The organism is Nocardiopsis listeri NBRC 13360 (genome assembly GCF_001570765.1).
GTDB lineage: Bacteria > Actinomycetota > Actinomycetes > Streptosporangiales > Streptosporangiaceae > Nocardiopsis > Nocardiopsis listeri.
This window is the reverse complement of sequence record NZ_BCSH01000032.1, coordinates 35239-52656: the sequence shown is the minus strand read 5'-3', so window position 1 is coordinate 52656 and position 17418 is coordinate 35239. Positions and strand designations below refer to the sequence as shown.

General features: G+C 63.2%; 14 protein-coding genes. 13 read left to right on the top strand and 1 reads right to left on the bottom strand.

What is annotated here, in order from left to right:
- Window positions 1-131 precede the first annotated feature (131 nt).
- On the bottom strand, window positions 132-521 hold the full coding sequence (locus tag NLI01S_RS10870) for a DUF2267 domain-containing protein (protein ID WP_067603249.1): 390 nt from the start codon (window positions 519-521) through the stop codon (window positions 132-134).
- Between the two features lie 1035 nt (window positions 522-1556).
- On the opposite strand from NLI01S_RS10870, the gene NLI01S_RS26575 reads away from it, so the two are divergent.
- The 13 genes from NLI01S_RS26575 to ctaD all read left to right on the top strand — a co-directional run bounded on the left by NLI01S_RS26575 (window position 1557) and on the right by ctaD (window position 17411).
- Complete coding sequence (locus NLI01S_RS26575) at window positions 1557-1691, top strand: hypothetical protein (protein ID WP_263363303.1); 135 nt, start codon at window positions 1557-1559, stop codon at window positions 1689-1691.
- Between the two features lie 152 nt (window positions 1692-1843).
- A complete protein-coding gene (locus NLI01S_RS10865) occupies window positions 1844-3085 on the top strand; it encodes a TfuA domain-containing protein (RefSeq protein ID WP_190318429.1) in 1242 nt (413 codons plus the stop codon).
- Window positions 3078-4211: a YcaO-like family protein gene (locus NLI01S_RS10860; protein ID WP_067603246.1), complete on the top strand. Its 1134-nt coding sequence runs from the start codon at window positions 3078-3080 to the stop codon at window positions 4209-4211. The genes NLI01S_RS10865 and NLI01S_RS10860 overlap by 8 nt, the downstream gene beginning before the upstream one ends.
- A gap of 21 nt (window positions 4212-4232) precedes the next feature.
- Window positions 4233-5585: a hypothetical protein gene (locus tag NLI01S_RS10855; RefSeq protein ID WP_157091006.1), complete on the top strand. Its 1353-nt coding sequence runs from the start codon at window positions 4233-4235 to the stop codon at window positions 5583-5585.
- A gap of 12 nt (window positions 5586-5597) precedes the next feature.
- Window positions 5598-6620 (top strand): MoaD/ThiS family protein, encoded by a 1023-nt coding sequence (locus tag NLI01S_RS10850; RefSeq protein ID WP_157091005.1) that lies wholly within the window; start codon window positions 5598-5600, stop codon window positions 6618-6620.
- On the top strand, window positions 6613-7035 hold the full coding sequence (locus NLI01S_RS10845; RefSeq protein ID WP_067603238.1) for a hypothetical protein: 423 nt from the start codon (window positions 6613-6615) through the stop codon (window positions 7033-7035). Before NLI01S_RS10850 ends, NLI01S_RS10845 begins: the two co-directional genes overlap by 8 nt.
- A 101-nt stretch (window positions 7036-7136) precedes the next feature.
- On the top strand, window positions 7137-8189 hold the full coding sequence (locus tag NLI01S_RS10840; protein WP_371850609.1) for an acyl-CoA dehydrogenase family protein: 1053 nt from the start codon (window positions 7137-7139) through the stop codon (window positions 8187-8189).
- Window positions 8186-8431, top strand: coding sequence for a phosphopantetheine-binding protein (locus NLI01S_RS10835; protein ID WP_067603233.1), 246 nt, complete (start codon window positions 8186-8188; stop codon window positions 8429-8431). The genes NLI01S_RS10840 and NLI01S_RS10835 overlap by 4 nt, the downstream gene beginning before the upstream one ends.
- Window positions 8431-9999 carry an amino acid adenylation domain-containing protein gene (locus tag NLI01S_RS10830; protein WP_067603231.1) on the top strand — a complete coding sequence of 523 codons (1569 nt, stop codon included), beginning with the start codon at window positions 8431-8433 and terminating at the stop codon, window positions 9997-9999. Before NLI01S_RS10835 ends, NLI01S_RS10830 begins: the two co-directional genes overlap by 1 nt.
- Window positions 10000-10031: 32 nt before the next feature.
- Window positions 10032-11267, top strand: a complete 1236-nt coding sequence (locus tag NLI01S_RS10825; RefSeq protein ID WP_067603229.1) for an MFS transporter — start codon at window positions 10032-10034, stop codon at window positions 11265-11267.
- 134 nt (window positions 11268-11401) lie between these two features.
- Entirely contained in the window at window positions 11402-12031 is a 630-nt protein-coding gene (locus tag NLI01S_RS10820; protein ID WP_190318427.1) for a class I SAM-dependent methyltransferase, read from the top strand.
- A gap of 33 nt (window positions 12032-12064) precedes the next feature.
- Window positions 12065-14491: a carbamoyltransferase HypF gene (gene hypF, locus NLI01S_RS10815; protein ID WP_084392482.1), complete on the top strand. Its 2427-nt coding sequence runs from the start codon at window positions 12065-12067 to the stop codon at window positions 14489-14491.
- Window positions 14492-15743: 1252 nt separating this feature from the next.
- Complete coding sequence (gene ctaD, locus NLI01S_RS10805; protein ID WP_067603222.1) at window positions 15744-17411, top strand: aa3-type cytochrome oxidase subunit I; 1668 nt, start codon at window positions 15744-15746, stop codon at window positions 17409-17411.
- Window positions 17412-17418 lie beyond the last annotated feature (7 nt).

The following is a 17418-nucleotide window of genomic DNA, read 5'->3' as shown; positions in this document are numbered from 1 at the left end:
CGGGGCACGGTCCTCCACCGTGGGACACGAACATGGGGACGTGCACGGGACAACGCCGGGACTTGACCGAACCACGACCATGTCGGCACCCGGGCACGTCCGCCGTGGGCGCCCGCGTGCGCCCGCCCGCCTCAGGCGAGTTCGGGCTTGCCGAACATCGTGGCGTAAGCGGACGGCAGGTGGCTCAGGAGCTGGTTCAGCTCGCCGCCGGAGACCGCCTCGGCCACGGTCGTCAGGACGGCCCCCGAGTCCTGCTCCGCGGTCAGGGCGCGCCCACCGACCAGTTCGGCCACCCTCCGGTGGAACTCCTCGACACCGAAGGCCTCGGCCTCGGGTTGTGCGGCCTCCCGGAAACCCTCGCGCAGCGGTTCGGGCAGTTGTGCGGCCAGCTTCTCCGCGGTGTCGCCGGGAAGACGCGTGGCCAGGACGGACAGGACCGCCGTCGTCACCTCCTCGGCCTCCCGCTGATCCTCGTACTCCCCGAGCTCACGCACCCGGGCCAGGAACTCGTCGTCACGCATGGCATACCTCGCTTCGGTTCGAACCACGAATGTTCCTCCGTTGCTGTCGGCCGCCCTGCCCGGTCGCGACGCCCGTCAACCACCGGATGTGGATCTGATTCGGCGCGAGACGTTCGATCTCGCGATATGACGCGATAATTCGGAGTGTTCTCCTGGGAAAACGGTATCGGGTCTGCTGGGTTGGCGGCTCGCGATGAGGTCGCCGATGTCGTGTTCCGCGCCAACAACTCGGCCCCGGGTGCACATCAACCGCCGGAACTGTCCGCGCCATCGCCTTCGGAGGTACCCGGAGCACCGGGGACTTCTCCTTGGTCGGTACGGGCGCTGGCTTTCGTCGATGGGGTGTCGGTGGTTCTGATCAGACAGGTGGTGCACAGTCAAGAGGATTCGGTACCGAGTCTTCGCCATTGATCGTGAAGACTTGAATCATGTCTCGAATCGTTCGCTTTTATCCGTTAACCTGGAAAAATACTTCTCATCGGGCCAGGTCGGCCCTCCTTGGCCGCTGTCGGTCATTCATGTTTGCTGGACTTCGAAGCTGAAAGATCGAACCGGTTCGGCTTCCGAAGTGGTTGCACTTCGACTGTGAATCCTGATGTCTTCCCACGTTGACGCCACATTCAAGAGAGGATGGAAGGATATCCTGTTGTCACCGTTGACAAGCATTGAGTGATGGTGCAGGGTTGGTCAGCGGAGTCAGAAGTCCGCTCGATGTACGTGTGTATAAATGTGTCCGTTCTCCATTTGTCAGTGCGTAGTATCGCTGTCCGGAGTGGGGTCGATCGGTGCGGCGTCGACCGATGCGTTATTTCTGTGGGTTGTGTAGGGGTGGGCACTCGGGCATTCACCTGCTCAGGTGCTCTTCGGGTTTTCGTGACCGAGATGGCGGCTTCATGGTTCCTTCGCATGCCCTTTTTCTTCCATGTGCGGAAATCTGAAAACCCTTGAGAACCCTGTTGATGGGGAAAGGTGGCGTTGCTAGTGTCAAATGTGCGCGCGCAGGTTTCACATTCCAGGAAGTCGTAAGGAGAAAAAATGTCCGAGCAGGCGAAGACCGAAGAGCGAAGCGATGTCGTCAGTGCCGCCGAGGAGCTCACGAAGGATGACTTCGAGGCGCTCTTCGGGGACATGCCGCTGGTGATCACCGACTCTGAGATCGTGGACTGCTGAACGGCTGACCGTCTTTTTGGCTTGTCCGCCCACGCGGGTGGATCGAGTCTGTGACCCATGAGAAGAATCGGGTGAGGGGCATGAATGTCCATGTGTATGTCGGGCCTTCGTGCCCCGAACCTGTAATTGGGAAGCGATTTCCAAATTTCTTGGTGAAACCCCCTGTGGAACACGGTGATCTCTATTCATCTTCGCTGGCCGACGGTGATCTCGTTGTCATCTTGGATGGTCTCTACCATCACCACCTGGCCATACGACACAAAGAGATCATGGATGCGATGTCGCGGGGTGTCGGCGTCATCGGGGCCGCCAGTATCGGCGCGTTGCGCGCTGTCGAACTATCATCTTTCGGCATGATCGGCGTAGGTGAGGTCTACAAGTGGTACCAGGAAGGCATCTTCGACGGGGACGACGCAGTGGCGGTGGCACAGGCCGGTTCCGGTTCCACCACGTCAGCTCTGAGCATTCCTCTTGTCAATATTCACGCCGCTCTTGAGCGTGCGGTCCACGAGACGGTCCTGGATCGCGGTTCGGCCGATCGCCTATTACTCGAATATGAGCGGCGGTACTACCCCCAGCGCACCCGAGGTTTCGTGATCGACGCCGCGAGAAAGGGTGGGGTGCATGGATTCGCTCGTTGGTTCGCCGCGCACACGAACGCCGATCCTGCGGCCTTCGACCAAAAGAGAGCGGACTGTCTGCGAGCGCTTGATGTCGCCCGTGAGCGGGTCCTGGCGAACGAGGCCGCTTCCAGGAGTCCATCGCGTATATCACCGAGATCCGCGAAAGTCTCGTTTGTCGATGACGGCCGCGACTGGCGTACTGAGTTCGAGCGTCGCTGGCGTAACACGTTCACCGAGGACCTCCACCGCCGTCTCGCCTACCAGCAGATTTTCAACGTGCGGTTCCCTCGGATCTGGTGGGAATACCTGAATCGGTTCTGTCCTGGTCCGGCGGGTGATCCGGGTGACCGACTGCGCGATCATGTGATCTATACGCTGGGAGAGTCGGCGGCGGTGTGGTTGAAGACCGAATTGGGTCGGGACCGGATTACACACTTGATCCGCCCCACACCGGATCTATCCGATCCAGAACACAGTGCGCTGCTGTTGAGTGAGGAATCCTCCGAAGACCGTTCCACCGTGGCAGGCTATCTCGCCGAGTCGAGGGAGTATCTCGGGCGCAGGCCGGGACGCGGTCTCAGAAATATCTCGGAAGATCAGTGCCTGCGGCTGCTCGCCGGGATCTGGCATTCCACCGACATAACCACCGAGTGTGGGCGGCGCGGCTTTCAGTCTCCGCGTCAAGCGGTCATAGCCTTCAAACCGTTCGTAATCGGATTCCTCATCGCCACAGTATCCGCAGCAGAGACGGAGGAGTCCGCCCGTGCCTGAACCGATCCTTCCCGGAACCCACCGAGAGGTGGCGCCGGAAGTGACCTGGTCGAGGGTCGAACCTCTCCTTCGTCGGTTCGGTATCACCCGCGTCGCCGACGTGACCCGCCTGGACACCATCGGAATACCGGTCATGCTGGCGGTTCGTCCCTCGTCGGAGACCCTTGCCGTGTCGCAGGGCAAGGGAGCGACACCGTTGCTGGCCAAATTGTCCGCCGTCATGGAATCGATCGAGCTGTGGCATGCCGAACAGCCGACCATCGCCACCTGGCGTGCCGCGGCCCAAAACATGTCCTTGCCTTATGAGTTGAGCGACCTCAATCTCACCGACCATGTTTCGCGAGTGGACGAGTTCACTCTGGCCTGGACCGAAGGAATCTCCCTTGTCGATGGTGCGCGGGTACCTGTTCCCGCGGACGCGGTGCGCTTGTCCTTCAGTCGCGAACATTTCTGGCACCCGCGGATCCTCCGTTCGGGAAGCACTGGCCTTGCATCGGGAAACACCTGGACCGAGGCATGTTTGCATGCGCTGTACGAGGCGATAGAGCGAGACGCACTGGCTCCGGGACGGGGAAGGGAGGATCGTCTTCCGGTTGATCCGCGGACTGTTGAGGACAAGAATCTGCGGGATCTGCTGGGGCACCTCGACGCCGCCTCGGTGAGCTACGAGATCACCTTCATACCCAACCGCCACCGGGTCCCCACCTTCACCACGCGCGTGTGGTCGCCGCTCTTTCCCATCGTGTGCGCGGGGTCCGGCAGCCATTCTGATCCGCACATCGCGCTGTCCCGGGCGGTCGCCGAAGCGGTGCAGAGTCGACTCACCGAGATCACCGCCACACGGGACGACATCCCCTCGGACCAGGATCTCATCGTGGATTCGGCCGCGGATCCGGGGTTCGGCCGGCCCGAGGACGGGATCGCACTGGAGCAGGCCTTGGTCGGCTGCGAGGAGGGGTTCATGACCATGGAGGACGAACTCACCACGGTGGCGGGCCGGGTGGTTTCATCCACCGGCCGTGCACCGCTGTGCGTCGACCTGTCCTCGCACCCGGAACTCTTCAGCGTGGTTCGGGTGGTCGCTCCGGGGTTGGCATGGGCGGAAGGTCGCACCCTTGCGCATTGAGGCCGGGCGAAAGGCGAAGGGATGACTTCTGTGGCGCCGCACGTGTGGCTCGCCCCCGAGGCGTTGGTGATCGCCGCCTTGATCGTCCATCAGATCGATCGCCTGTGGGCTCGTGGCCTGTCCGACGCATGGGAGAACGTCGCACCGGTGATGGGTGTACGACTGCCTCGCCCCCTCAACGCCGGTATCGCCGTGCTGGCGTTGCCTGTCGCCTTGGCGGCGGTGACCGCCTTCTCCACGGACCTCGGCAGGATCGTCGCCTCCTGCCTCGTACTGCTGTGGTTGTTCTCCGTTCAGCGTCGCCTGGCCAACCATGTGTGGCTCGGCGTCGTCGCGGTGGTGCTCATTGTGGCCTTTCCGGTGCGCTTCGAGGCGATCGTGGCACGGGATTTGTTGGCCGGGGTGTACTTGTCCGCCGCCCTGTTCAAGGTGAATCACTCTTATCTTTGGACGAGAAACAGTGCCGGTCGCCTGATCGCGGATTTCTATGCTCGGCTGCACGGAGTACGGCTGCCCGTATTCGTGCTCACCGCCACGCCGTTCATCGTGATCTTGTGGGAAGTCGCGGTCGGAGTCGGTTTGCTCGACAGCGAGTGGTCCCATATAGGTCTGTTCGCGGCCCTTGCAATGCATTTGGTCTTCGGTATCTCGGGTAACTTCACCTTTTCCGTGGTCGCCATGGCACTGTGGTGCTGTGCATTGGCCTCACCGGCGCAGGGAGTGTACGTCCAGTTCGATGTCCTGGCCGTGGTCCTGGTCCTCGCGAGTGTGACCTTGGCGGTCGTCCTGTGTAGGACCGTGGCGGGACCGAGGCCACCGAACACGATCGCTTGCGACGCTTTCAAGGGCGCCGTTTTCGGATTGCTGAGCGTAACGGCGGTTTACAGCGGTACACCCGACGCCTGGCACCCACCCGGTGCCGAAATGGTCCACTGGGCCATGGTGACCGGTTTCACCATCAATATGCTGTTGGTCGTGTTCGGCCTGAAGCTCGAATGGAGCTTCGCCATGTTCAGCAGCCTGCGCCCGTTCGGTCGGACCTGGCTGGACCGGGGACTGCCGCGCACGGGCCCGCGCTATTTCGCTCTCACCCTTCCCGACCGGGTCCCCAGTACCCTGTTGAAAGTGGTGAGAGGCGAGTTCATCTATGAGGTCACCAGGCCGACGGTCGCGGTACACGAATCGGTGGCCCACCGCCTGGAATCCATCGCCCGAGAACACTCCACATCCTTCTTGCCTCGAATGGTCCGGGCGGATCACGAAAAGGGAGGACTGGTCGTGATGGATGGTGAGGAGCAAGTGCTTCCGCGGCGTGGACCGTTGCTCTATCCCGCCGTGATCCCACGTGGTTTCGACCGTCACTATCTGGGTTAGAGAGGGACACACATGCGCTCAGATCTTCATCAGATCGAACATTCCCAAGGTTATCTACTCGATTACCTTGTGGAAGCACCCGAAACCCCTTCGAGTCCTTATCTGCACGTCTTCTTCCATGGGTTTAGTCGAATCGAGGCCCAGGTGCCACCGGTCTTCGCCCGTCGGTCATGGGCGCGTTCTCTGGATGCGGTGTGCCTGTTCGTGTCCGACCCTATTCACCGTTTCACTCGGGATTCGGCGTGCGGTTGGTATCTCATGGGCGAGGATGAGTTCATGCCCCGCATTCATTCTCTGCAGGAGAGGCTGATCGCCGAGTACGGTTTGAGCAGCACGGTCTGGCACGGGCTCTCCTCCGGTGGGTACGCTGCGATCCGACATCTCGTCCGCTCGGGGCGTGATGGGCTCGCGTTCGTCGTCTCACCGCATAACGACCCGAGGGTTCTGCCGCAGTGGGGCCAGGAGGCCCTTCCCTTCGCGGACCTGCCTTCCATGGGGGAGCCGGAACCCACCACGAGTGTGCTCTCCGGTTGGGGAGCAAACGGGGCACGGCATCGGATGCATGCCTTGGTGTCGGAACGGGATTCGTATTTCGCTCTGGAGCACCTGCGGCCCATCATGCGGTTCTTCAAGGGCGATGGCACCGCTCGTGCCGTGATGCTGCGCAATGACCGAGGGCACGGTTTCATCGGGGACGTCGACTATGATGACCAGCTTCGGACCGCATTGCGGCACTGGCTGGGAGGCCACCGTCAGGAAGACGAAGTGGAGGTCGTCCTGTCCACCGCGCTGTCGCGGTTTGCGGGCGGGCGTTCTCGGTTCGGTGTGCAGCGAGGTGCCGTCGCCCACGTGCTCGCCCAGATCGGCGGCTTGCACCCGCAGTTGCGCAAGCACCTGCTGGATGACACCGGAAACCTCCTGCCCTTCGTCAATATGTATGTCGATGAGGACAATGTGCGGGATCTGGGTTCTACGGACTTCGAGGTCGCACGAGGCTCGAAAATTCTGATCATGTCGGCGGTGGCCGGTGGCTGAGCGACGGATTGTTCGACCGGTTCGGGGCGATGACTACGAGGCCGTCAGCGAGGTCTATGAGACCTCGGCCTTCGCGGAGCTGAAGCACAGGCTGTCCTCGACCGGTCGCCCACCCGGGACCACCTACCACGTGGTGGATTCGGATGGGGAGATCGCTACGGTGTTCGGCCTTACCGAGCTTGGGCGCCTACGTCCGGGAACCCCTCCTCGTCTGCTGTTGCACGAGTTCAAACTCGGTGCACGCTTCAGGGGGACCGATGTATTGGAAGACGTCCTGGAATGGCTCGTCGCCTACAAGGGGGCGGGGCGGGATGTCGAGGTGGTCGTGTTCGCTCCGGCGAATCGGCTGCCCGAGTCATTCGCCCGTCGAGGGTTCGAACCGTTCCTTGACGTCCTGAAGTGGGAGACGGTGTGACTCTGCAGTCTTCGCCTCGGGCCTTCGATCCTTCAGGGACCGAGGAGTTCGCCCACTGGCTCGACGGCGTCCGCGCCTGGGCAGGCACCGCGGCGCCTGATATGTCGGGTTGGCGTTCAGGTGCGGCCCTGGACCTGCTGGCCCTACCGGTGGCGCGGGGAGAGGGCGGTGCGGGAGCCGGGTTCCTCGCCACGTGTCGCGCGTTCGAGACAGCGGGGGAGGGGGCCGTGCTCTCGGGGAACAACGTGCTGGGTGGTTTTCTGTTCGCGATGTCGGCACATCTGTGGGCCTGTCAAGAACCGTTGCTCGCCTTCGGTACCGATGAACAGCGTGCGGCCTACCTGCCGGACATGATGGCGGGAAAGGTGTGCGGAGCCTTCGGCGCGACCGAGGACGGGGCCGGATCCGACGTGATGTCGATGCGGACTCGCGCCGTTCGCACGGACACCGAGGGGTGGTGTCTGAACGGTGTCAAAACCTTCGTCACCAATGCCCCCACCGCCGATCTCTTCCTGGTGTTGGCGCGTACCTCCGAACACGACTCCTACGGCTCCTTGTCGGCCTTCCTGGTTCCGCGTTCGAGCCCCGGCCTCTCCGTAGGGTCCGCTACGGAGATCGTCGGCCCGGCGGGAGCACGGACGGCTGTGGTCCGGTTGGCCGACGTGACTGTGGGCGAACAGGCCTGTCTGGGGGGTGAGGGTGCGGGGTTCGCAGTGCTGATGCACGCAATGCGCCACGAACGGGCCTTCATCCTCGCGCCCGCAGTGGGCCTCATGGCGGGGATGCTGCGTCGCACGGTCGAACACGCTCGCCGACGAAGCCAGTTCGGCCGACCGATCGCGACTTACGACGCAGTGCGGGAACGGCTGGTGGACGCCGCTCTACACCTGGCCGCCGCACAGGATGTCCTGCGTGCCACAGCGGGCTCTGCGGACCTGGACGAACTGGACCAGGCACGCGCCGCTTTGACGAAACTCCATGTCAGCCGTGAATTCAACGCACTTTCGAACCGCCTGGCCGATGTGTACGGCGGATACGCCATGATGCCCGACACCGGGATTCCGCAGTTGATTCACGATGCGTTGGCCAGCCGTTTCTACTCAGGGACCGACGACATGCAAACAAAGATCATCGCAGAAGGGCTTGGCCTGTGACCGTTGACGACGGAGTGCTCACTGTCATCAGGGAGGCCGTGCACAAGGCCGCCCCTGCATTCGACGGCGACGATGAGACACAGTTGATCACGCAACAGGTCCTGGATTCGCTCGCCGTACTCAAAGTCGCCTCCCGACTTGAAAACCAACTCGGTGTTCCCATCCGAGATGCAGAGCTCTTGCCGCGCAATTTCGCTTCTATCAGCGCGATGCGCGCGTTCTTGGCCACGAAGGGTTGCTGATGAAGGGGGAGAGCGCTCTCGCGAGCGATCTGCGCCGTGCCGCCGAACAGCACGGCGACCGCGTCGCGGTGATCCACGAGGGTGGCGTACTCACGTACGAGAGGTTGACCGCCGCGGTGGAGAAGATCTCCGTTGAGCTCGCCGCGTACGGTGTGACCGACGGAGATTGTGTCGCCTGGCACGGTCACAAGTCCGCGGCCGCCGTCGCGGCCGTGCATGGAATTCTCAGGGCCGGCGCGGGCTACGTGCCGCTCGATGCGTCGGCGCCGCGCGATCGGAACGACGCCATCATCAATGGGCAAAAACCCAGAGCCCTCCTGGCCGACGGTCCGACCCGCGAGGTCTGGGAGCGAACGGATCCGGATTTACGTTGGTCCCCTATCACGGTACCGAGGCCGATCACCGAGGACCTGTGGTTCGCTCCGCTACCCGACCCGCGATCTTCTCACATCGTGGACATCGCGTATGTACTGCATACCTCGGGGAGCACCGGTCGACCCAAAGGGGTGGTACACACCCACGCCAGTGCTCGAGCTTTCTTGGATTGGGCCGTGTCGGAACTCGAACTGACCGGTGACGACGTACTCGTGAACTCGGCCCCCTTACATTTCGACCTATCGATCCTCGACCTTTTCGGTGCCTGTCGTGTCGGAGCGGCGGTGGCTGTACTACCTCCGTCGGTGGCGCCGCTCCCCGCCGGATACGCCGAATTCTGTCGCGATGCGGGGGCGACCGTCTGGTACACGGTGCCGTCCACCCTCGCCTGGCTCACCCGTCGCGGGACCGAACTCGTGGCCGGAATCCGGTCGCTGAGGGTGGTCGCTCTGGCGGGGGAAGTGGTGCGCCCGCCGGATGTGGCCGCACTGCGCGCGGCGATACCCGCGATCCGGGTGTGGAATCTGTACGGGCCGACCGAGACCAACGTGTGTACCTACCACGAAGTGCGCAGCGGACATCCCCTTGATGAACCGGTTCCGATCGGGCGGGCCTTGCCTGAGGTCGAGCTCTCCATCGTTGACGAACGACGGAGACCGGTGCCAGAGGGGGAGGTCGGTGAACTCTTGGTGCGCGGTGACACGGTCATGGCCGGCTACATCGATGAACGGGACGACCGCGACGCCTTCGTCGCCACCCCCGATGGTCGTATCTGGTACGCGACGGGTGACAACGTCCGAATCGACGCCCACGGTGACCTGGTGTTCATCGGCCGTAACGACCAGCAGATCAAGTCCCGCGGGCACCGAATCGAGCTGGGCGAGGTGGAAGAGGTGATCACGGGATTGCCAGGAGTGGGAGCCTGTGTGGCGGTGGCCGCGCCCGACCCCCTCTTTGGCAACACGATCACCGTGTTCGTCCAACCCGCGCCGTCGGCTCAGGCCGAGGCGCTCACGCTGTTGGCACAAGCCGTCCGTACAGCCCTACCTCCATACATGGTGCCTCAACGCATTATCTCCCTTACCGACACATGGCCCACCCTCAGCAACGGGAAAGCGGACCGCCGCCGTCTGTCCGAACTCGCGCTCTCCTCCAACGCCCTTCGAGGTGAAGGGGTCTCAGTCGTATGGTGACCGAATCGCGTGGTGAAGATACGTCAGAGGTGATGCGAGACCCTTGTTTCCGGCGGCTGTGGTTCGCCGACGGATTCCGTTACTCGGCGGCCGAGGTCGCGGCGTTCGCCCTTCCCATCACCGCGGTGCTCCTCCTGGAGGCGGGGCCGATGGAGATCGGCCTCATCGCCGTGTGCGCGAGGATCGGATACCTGGCCGTTGGTCTGCCCGCAGGGGCCTGGATCGATCGCTGGACGAAACGCACCGTGATGATCATCGCGGAGATCGTCTATGCCCTGGCTTTCGCGAGCGTCCCGGTGGCCTACTGGCTGGACTGGTTGACTGTCCCACACCTGTTCGTCGTAGCGGTCGCCACCAGCGTCGCGGGTGTGTTCTTCGACGTGTCTCATATCAGCGTCCTCCCGCTCATCATCACGAAGCGGCGTGTCGCGGATGGTAACGCGCGGCTGCAAACATCCAAAAGCACCATCCAGGCCGTGGCACCGAGCACGGCCGGCGTTCTGACGCAGGTGGTGGCGGCCCCCCTGCTGTATGCGATGGCCTCGTTCTTCCACCTGGTGTCGCTTCTGCTTGTACGGAGCATCAGGGTCGATGAGGACGCTGGTGACCGAAGGCACGGGCGACGGCGTCGACTTCGGCAGGAGATCGTCGAAGGATTACGGATCGTGGTGCGCCAGCCGTTGCTGCGGTTGTTGATCTCCCAGGCAGCGCTCAACAACCTGGGCGCCGGCGTCATCCTCACGGTTTTGCCGCTCTTTCTGTTGCGGGACATCGGGATGGAACCGTGGATGTACGGCCTGCTGTCCACCATGGGAGCCGTGGCCGGTATCACCGCGTCCCTGGTCGCCCCCGGTCTACGGAGGCGTTTCGGTGAGATCCGCATGACCATGGTCTTTTCCGCGCTCGCCCCTGTGGCGGTGGTCGCCGCTCCCATGGCCGGTCTCATTCCCGCAGTCGCTGTACCGCTGGTGGCCACGGCCCAGATGCTCATCGGGTTCGTCGTGGTGGGCAGAGCCATCGCGGCCGCGGGGCTGCGAGTCCGGGTCACATCCACCCTGTTCATGGCGAGGGTGACGGCTGCCAACGGGGTCGTGACTCAAGGCACGCTCCCATTGGGAGCGCTCATCGGTGGAGCCATGGCAGCCGTGTGGTCCACCTCGACGGCCCTGTGGATCGGCGTTGTCATCATGGCGATCCCCGTGGTGCTCCTGGTCCGCTCGCCGCTGCGTAAGCACCGATCGCTGCCACCCGAGTGGGAGAAGGAATGACCGTGGGCACAAGACCATACGTCGGTGATCCGGTGACGCGCACCGGTGACGCGTTCGGGCGTGCCGTGACCAGGGCTTGGCGGCGGGGCGGTGTTTCCGGTGTCGCTTACGAGGTCATTGAGAGAGATGACGGCATGTTGACCGTGCACGACGTGGCCAAGTACTTCGCCCCCGAGGAGGGGTGGAATCGTGTGGAGAGACTCGCCTGTGAACGAGTGCAGGGCCGGGTCTTGGACGTGGGATGTGGCCCGGGGCGACACGCGGTGCATCTGATGAACCAGGGCGTCGAGGTCGTCGGAGTGGAACCCTCCGCCGGTGCGGCCGCGGTCGCCAGGGAACGTGGGGTCGAGGTCGTGGAGGCCGGCGTCGAGAACCTGGACCGGATCCGGTATCAGTTCGGCACCATTCTTCTCGGCGGGCAGAACCTAGGACTCCTGGGTAGCCGGGAGAGGGCCTCCGCCGCGCTGTCCGCGCTGGCGGGAGCGGCCCTACCCGGTGGAGTGTTGCTCGGGGTCGGTATCGACCCGGGCATGCTCACGAGCTCCGAGCACACGGCCTACGCCGCGGGGAATCGGGCAGTGGGCCGTCTACCGGGGCAACAACGATTCCGTATTCGCGACGGGTCCTTGGCCACTGACTGGTTCGACTATCTGCTCGCGTCACCCACAGAGCTCGCTGAAATCGTTGAGGGCGGCGACTGGGAATTGGTGGATGTCACTACGGATGGGCCCCGCTACCTGGCATGTCTGGCACACAAGGGGTGACCACGCCCATGGCTCACTGAGGAAGGTACAGCCATGCAGTCTACGACGAACATCGTGCGCAGGAGGATTTTTGTTCGGGGCATCGTCCAAGGTGTCGGGTTCCGTCCGTTCGTCTATCAAGAGGCGCAGCGACACCGACTCAACGGTTTCGTCGGTAACGACAGCGACGGTGTGTTCATCGAGGTTGAGGGTAAGGGCACGGATCTCGCGGCGTTCATCGTTCGGTTGCGGAACCACCCACCGCCGCTGGCTCGTGTCGATCGGGTGGTCGACGAGCCGATGGAACTGCGGCACGATTGTGAGTTCAGTATCTCTCGCAGTCGACAGGGGCGCGATGGGCGTAACACGCTGATATCCCCGGACAGTGCACTGTGCGAACAATGTCATGCGGAATTGCTCACCCCGACCGACCGACGCCACCGATATCCGTTCATCAACTGCACCAATTGTGGTCCGCGATTCACCATCACCATGGATGTGCCTTATGACCGCGTGAACACCACCATGCTCGACTTTCCGCTGTGCTCCCGGTGCGCCACGGAGTACGACACCCCATCCGATCGTCGCTTCCACGCCCAGCCCAACGCTTGTCCCGACTGTGGCCCGAACCTGGAGTTCCTGAGGTGGACACGACCGGACGGTGATGGGAACCTCCGGCAGGCCGTCGCGGACGGCTCACTCGCACAAGCAGCTGACCTGCTGGCTAGAGGCGGAGTCCTCGCCGTGAAAGGCCTGGGAGGTTTTCACCTGGCCTGCGACGCGGGTAATCCGAAGGCCGTCGCCGAACTGCGTCGGAGGAAGAACCGGGAGGCGAGGCCCCTGGCGGTCATGGTCGAGGATGTGACCGTGGCGCGGTCCATGTGCGTTATGTCGGCTGAGGAAGAGGAACTCCTTCGGTCGGTCCAGCGCCCCATCGTCCTCTTGCGCCGATTGCTGGAACAGGAACAGGGCACGATCATGGAAGGTGTCGCTCCGGGGGTGGGGACATTGGGAGTCATGCTGCCCTACACTCCGGTGCATCATCTCCTGCTGGCCTCCTGCCGAGAGCATTTTCCCCGAGAGAGCCCCGTAGCGCTGGTGATGACCAGCGCCAACGCTAGCGACGATCCCATCATCTACCATGATGAGGAGGCCTCAGCGCTGCTGCCGGATATCGCCGATGCGGTACTGACGAATAACCGCCCCATCCATATGCGATGTGATGACTCACTGGTCCGCATCACCGCAGGATCTCCCCAGGTCCTGCGGCGTGCACGTGGTTACGCGCCCGCTCCACTACGGCTGGCACTTTCCTCACCGGTGCCGTTGTTGGCATGCGGAGCCAACAACAAGAACACCTTCTGCTTGGTCGAACACGATCAGGCGTTTGTGAGCCATCACATCGGCAAGCTGAGCACGGATGCTACGCTTCGGTCTTTCGCTGAAACCGTTGAGCACTACCAGCGTCTTTTCGATGTCATGCCGGCGGTGGTCGTGCATGATCTACACCCGCACTATGGATCGACCCGGTACGCGCACCAGTCTGCTGTTCCGCTCAAGATCGGCGTCCAGCATCATGAGGCGCACATCGCGAGTGTCATCGCAGAGCACGGCCTCGAAGGCCCGCTCATCGGGGTCGCGGCAGATGGGACCGGCTACGGCCCGGACGGCACCATCTGGGGTGGAGAGTTCTTCGTAGGAGACCTGAAGGGCTTTGAGCGCTTCGCTCACCTTGCCCAAGTGCCCTTGCCCGGTGGCGGTCGTGCTCTGGCACATCCCTGGATGCTCGGATACGTGTACCTGCGCGAAGCTTTCGGCGCGGACACCGACACGGTCGCGGTACCTCTGTTGCGGGAACTGTCACCGGATAAGTCGTCGGCGCTCGACAGGCTGATCGCCGACCCGGCGGTCTCACCCCGTACATCAAGTATGGGAAGACTGTTCGATGCCGTATCGGCCATCCTCGGAATCTGCGACGAGAATCAGTACGAAGGCCAGGCGGCGGTGATGTTAGAGGAGGCCGCTCTGCTCCATGTGCCCGAACGTGAGGCGTTGCCGGTCCTTTCCGATCCTTCATGGGGTACCTCTCCCTCATACATCGGCCCGATTGAGACTCGACCAATGGTCCAAGGGGTGGTGGACGACATGTCGGCAGGAGTGCCTGTGCCCGAGATCGCCTTCCGCTTCCATCACGCCGTCGCCGGCCTCATTACCTCGTGTTGCGAGGCCGCCCGCCACATCCACGGACACGGTCGAGTGGCGTTGAGCGGAGGGGTATTCCAGAACGCGCTTCTGCTCGAACTGGTCACGGTCTCGCTCCGGGAGCGTGGATTCGCTGTGTACAAGAACACATCGGTTCCTTGTCATGATGGAGGTATCGCTCTCGGCCAGGCGGCGGTGGCGGCGGCGCGACTCGAGAACCTGGCCGCTCCGGCCCGTAGCCGGGCGGGTGAGGGCTCGGTGCCAACACCGTTGTTTTAAGGTGTTTTCACTGGTGGGGTGAGGCACCAGAGGTGGACTCGATGTCGTGCTCTGACCGAGGCGGGCCTGGTGCGGTCCCGAGTGGGGAACCGGAAAGAGCGCCGGGTGACCTCGCGAGGAGCGGACCGGCAGCGGCGAGGGGGCAGCAGGTCGTCCATCAGCTCGCCGAACGCCCACATGTCCAAGGCCGCCAGGTGTTCAGGGGCAAAAACGCCGACCGGTCTGGTTGACCGAGCGACGGGCGGAGTTGAGGGCGGTGGTGAAGCTGATGCGGTCGGGGTCCAGTTGTGTTTACCCGGCGGCGCGGGTGATCAGGTCCGAGACCAGCTTGGTAGAGGAGCAGTAGTGCCCCAAGTCCACCTCGCCACGACCGTGTCCGGACACCCGATCGTCATCAAGACGATCCGCCCCGAGCTCGCTCAGGAAGACGGTTTTCGCTCCTGATTCGCCCGGGAGGCCGATGCCGCGCGCAGGGTCGGCGCCTTCCACCCCGCCCATGCCGTGGACGTCGACTCCGACGCCGAGACACCGTGGATCACTACCACGCACATCCCCGGACCCATGCTCACCCAGGCAATCCGGGACTACGGTCCCCTCTCACCGCGGGCGACGCCGTGGAGCCCGGGAGGTCGACGCCGGATGCTGGAGGCGTCGAGGGTGGCGCGATAGGTGATCACGTGGGGCCCTTCACGGTGGCCCGGCAAGATGCGACACCTCGCCTTCTCCCCGGCGCTCCACGTCTATGTCCGCTGAACGGCCGTTTCTCCCTTAGGTTTCGGGTTGTCGCTTAAAAACCTATTTTAAGGTCCCCGGGGTCATTCCACTGTCCGGTCGCCGGGTTCGTCAATCACCGGACGAGGGAACGACTCGGCGCGAGACGTCGGATGTCGAGATATAACGTGACCATTCGAAGGGATGGTCTCGAAAGGATTCGGGGCTAATGTCCCTTCTGGTATAAAGTCTCCCGATTGTTGCACGTGAATCGCTCGGCGAGTTGCTCGTGCCCTCCTGGGAAAATGGCATCGGGACTGCTAGGTTGGCGGATCGAGTGCGAACCACTCGTCGACTTCCCGTCGAGAGCGCGCCTTCCCTCGATTCGGTATTCATGGACGAACCGAGCTCCCGGCCGTTTCGCCTGTGGTGGGCCGGGTCGGAGGAGAAGGTTTTCCGGACTTTCATAGATCACCTTTCCCTCGCCTCTCCAGACGCCACAGGGCGGGCTTCGCTTGTACGCAACCCCAGAAGGAACCTCATGACGGTCGAGACGAACACGCGGACATCCGAGCCCGAAGGGGTGAGGAACAAAGGCTCACTCGTGGTGGGATGGTTGACCTCGACCGACCACAAGATCATCGGGTACATGTACCTGATCACCTCCTTCACCTTCTTCCTCTTCGGTGGAGTGCTGGCGGTCCTGATGCGTCTGGAACTGCTCTCGCCGGGCCTACAGGTCCTGACCAACGAGCAGTTCAACCAGATGTTCACGATGCACGGCACGGTCATGCTGTTGTTGTTCGCGACCCCGCTGTTCATCGGGTTCTCGAACGTGATCATGCCGTTGCAGATCGGCGCTCCCGACGTGGCCTTCCCCCGGATGAACCTGTTCAGTTACTACCTGTTCCTGTTCGGGGGCCTCATCACCATCGCCGGGTTCCTGACCCCCGGCGGCGCGGCCAGCTTCGGTTGGTTCGCCTACGCCCCGCTGTCGGACGCGGTCCGCTCACCGGGGATCGGCGGCGACCTGTGGGTCATGGGTCTGCTCGTCTCCGGCCTGGGCACCATCCTCGGTTCGGTCAACTTCATCACCACCGGTGTGTGCATGCGCGCGCCCGGTATGACGATGTTCCGGATGCCGATCTTCACCTGGAACACCATGCTCACCGGTGTCCTGGTGCTCATCGCGTTCCCGGTCCTGACGGGTGCCCTGATCGCCCTGGGCGCCGACCGCATGGTCGGTACCCACGTGTTCGACCCGGCGCACGGTGGTGCCATCCTGTGGCAGCACCTGTTCTGGTTCTTCGGCCACCCCGAGGTGTACATCATCGCGTTGCCGTTCTTCGGTATCGTGACCGAGATCCTGCCGGTGTTCAGCCGCAAGCCGATCTTCGGTTACAAGAGCCTGGTGGCGGCGACCATCGCCATCACGGGGCTTTCGGTCACCGTGTGGGCGCACCACATGTTCGCGACCGGAGCGGTGCTGTTGCCGTTCTTCTCGTTCATGTCCTTCCTCATCGCGGTACCGACCGGTGTGAAGTTCTTCAACTGGGTCGGGACGATGTGGCGGGGGCAGCTCTCCTTCGAGACGCCGATGCTGTTCTCGATCGGTTTCCTGGCGACCTTCCTCTTCGGTGGCATCACCGGCGTCATCCTGGCCTCGCCGCCGCTGGACTTCCACGTCACCGACTCCTACTTCGTGGTGGCGCACTTCCACTACGTGGTGTTCGGCACCGTGGTGTTCGCGATGTTCGCGGGTTTCTACTTCTGGTGGCCCAAGTTCACCGGCAAGATGCTCAACGAGAAGCTCGGCAAGTTCCACTTCTGGCTGCTGTTCCTGGGCTTCCACGGCACCTTCCTGGTGCAGCACTGGCTGGGCGTGGCGGGCTTCCCCCGGCGTTACGCCGATTACCTGCCCGACGACGGCTTCACCGAGCTGAACCAGATCTCCTCGATCTCCTCGTTCGTGCTCGCGGCCTCCACGCTGATCTTCTTCTGGAACATCTACGTCACCGCGAAGAAGGCGCCGATGGTCGGTGTGGACGACCCGTGGGGTTACGGCTGCTCCCTGGAGTGGGCCACGCCCTGCCCGCCGCCCCGGCACAACTTCACGGCGCTGCCGCGGATCCGGTCCGAGCGTCCGGCCTTCGATCTCCACCACCCGTACGCGGCGGTGCCCTCTGGGACCGACCCCGAACGGCAATGACTCGACC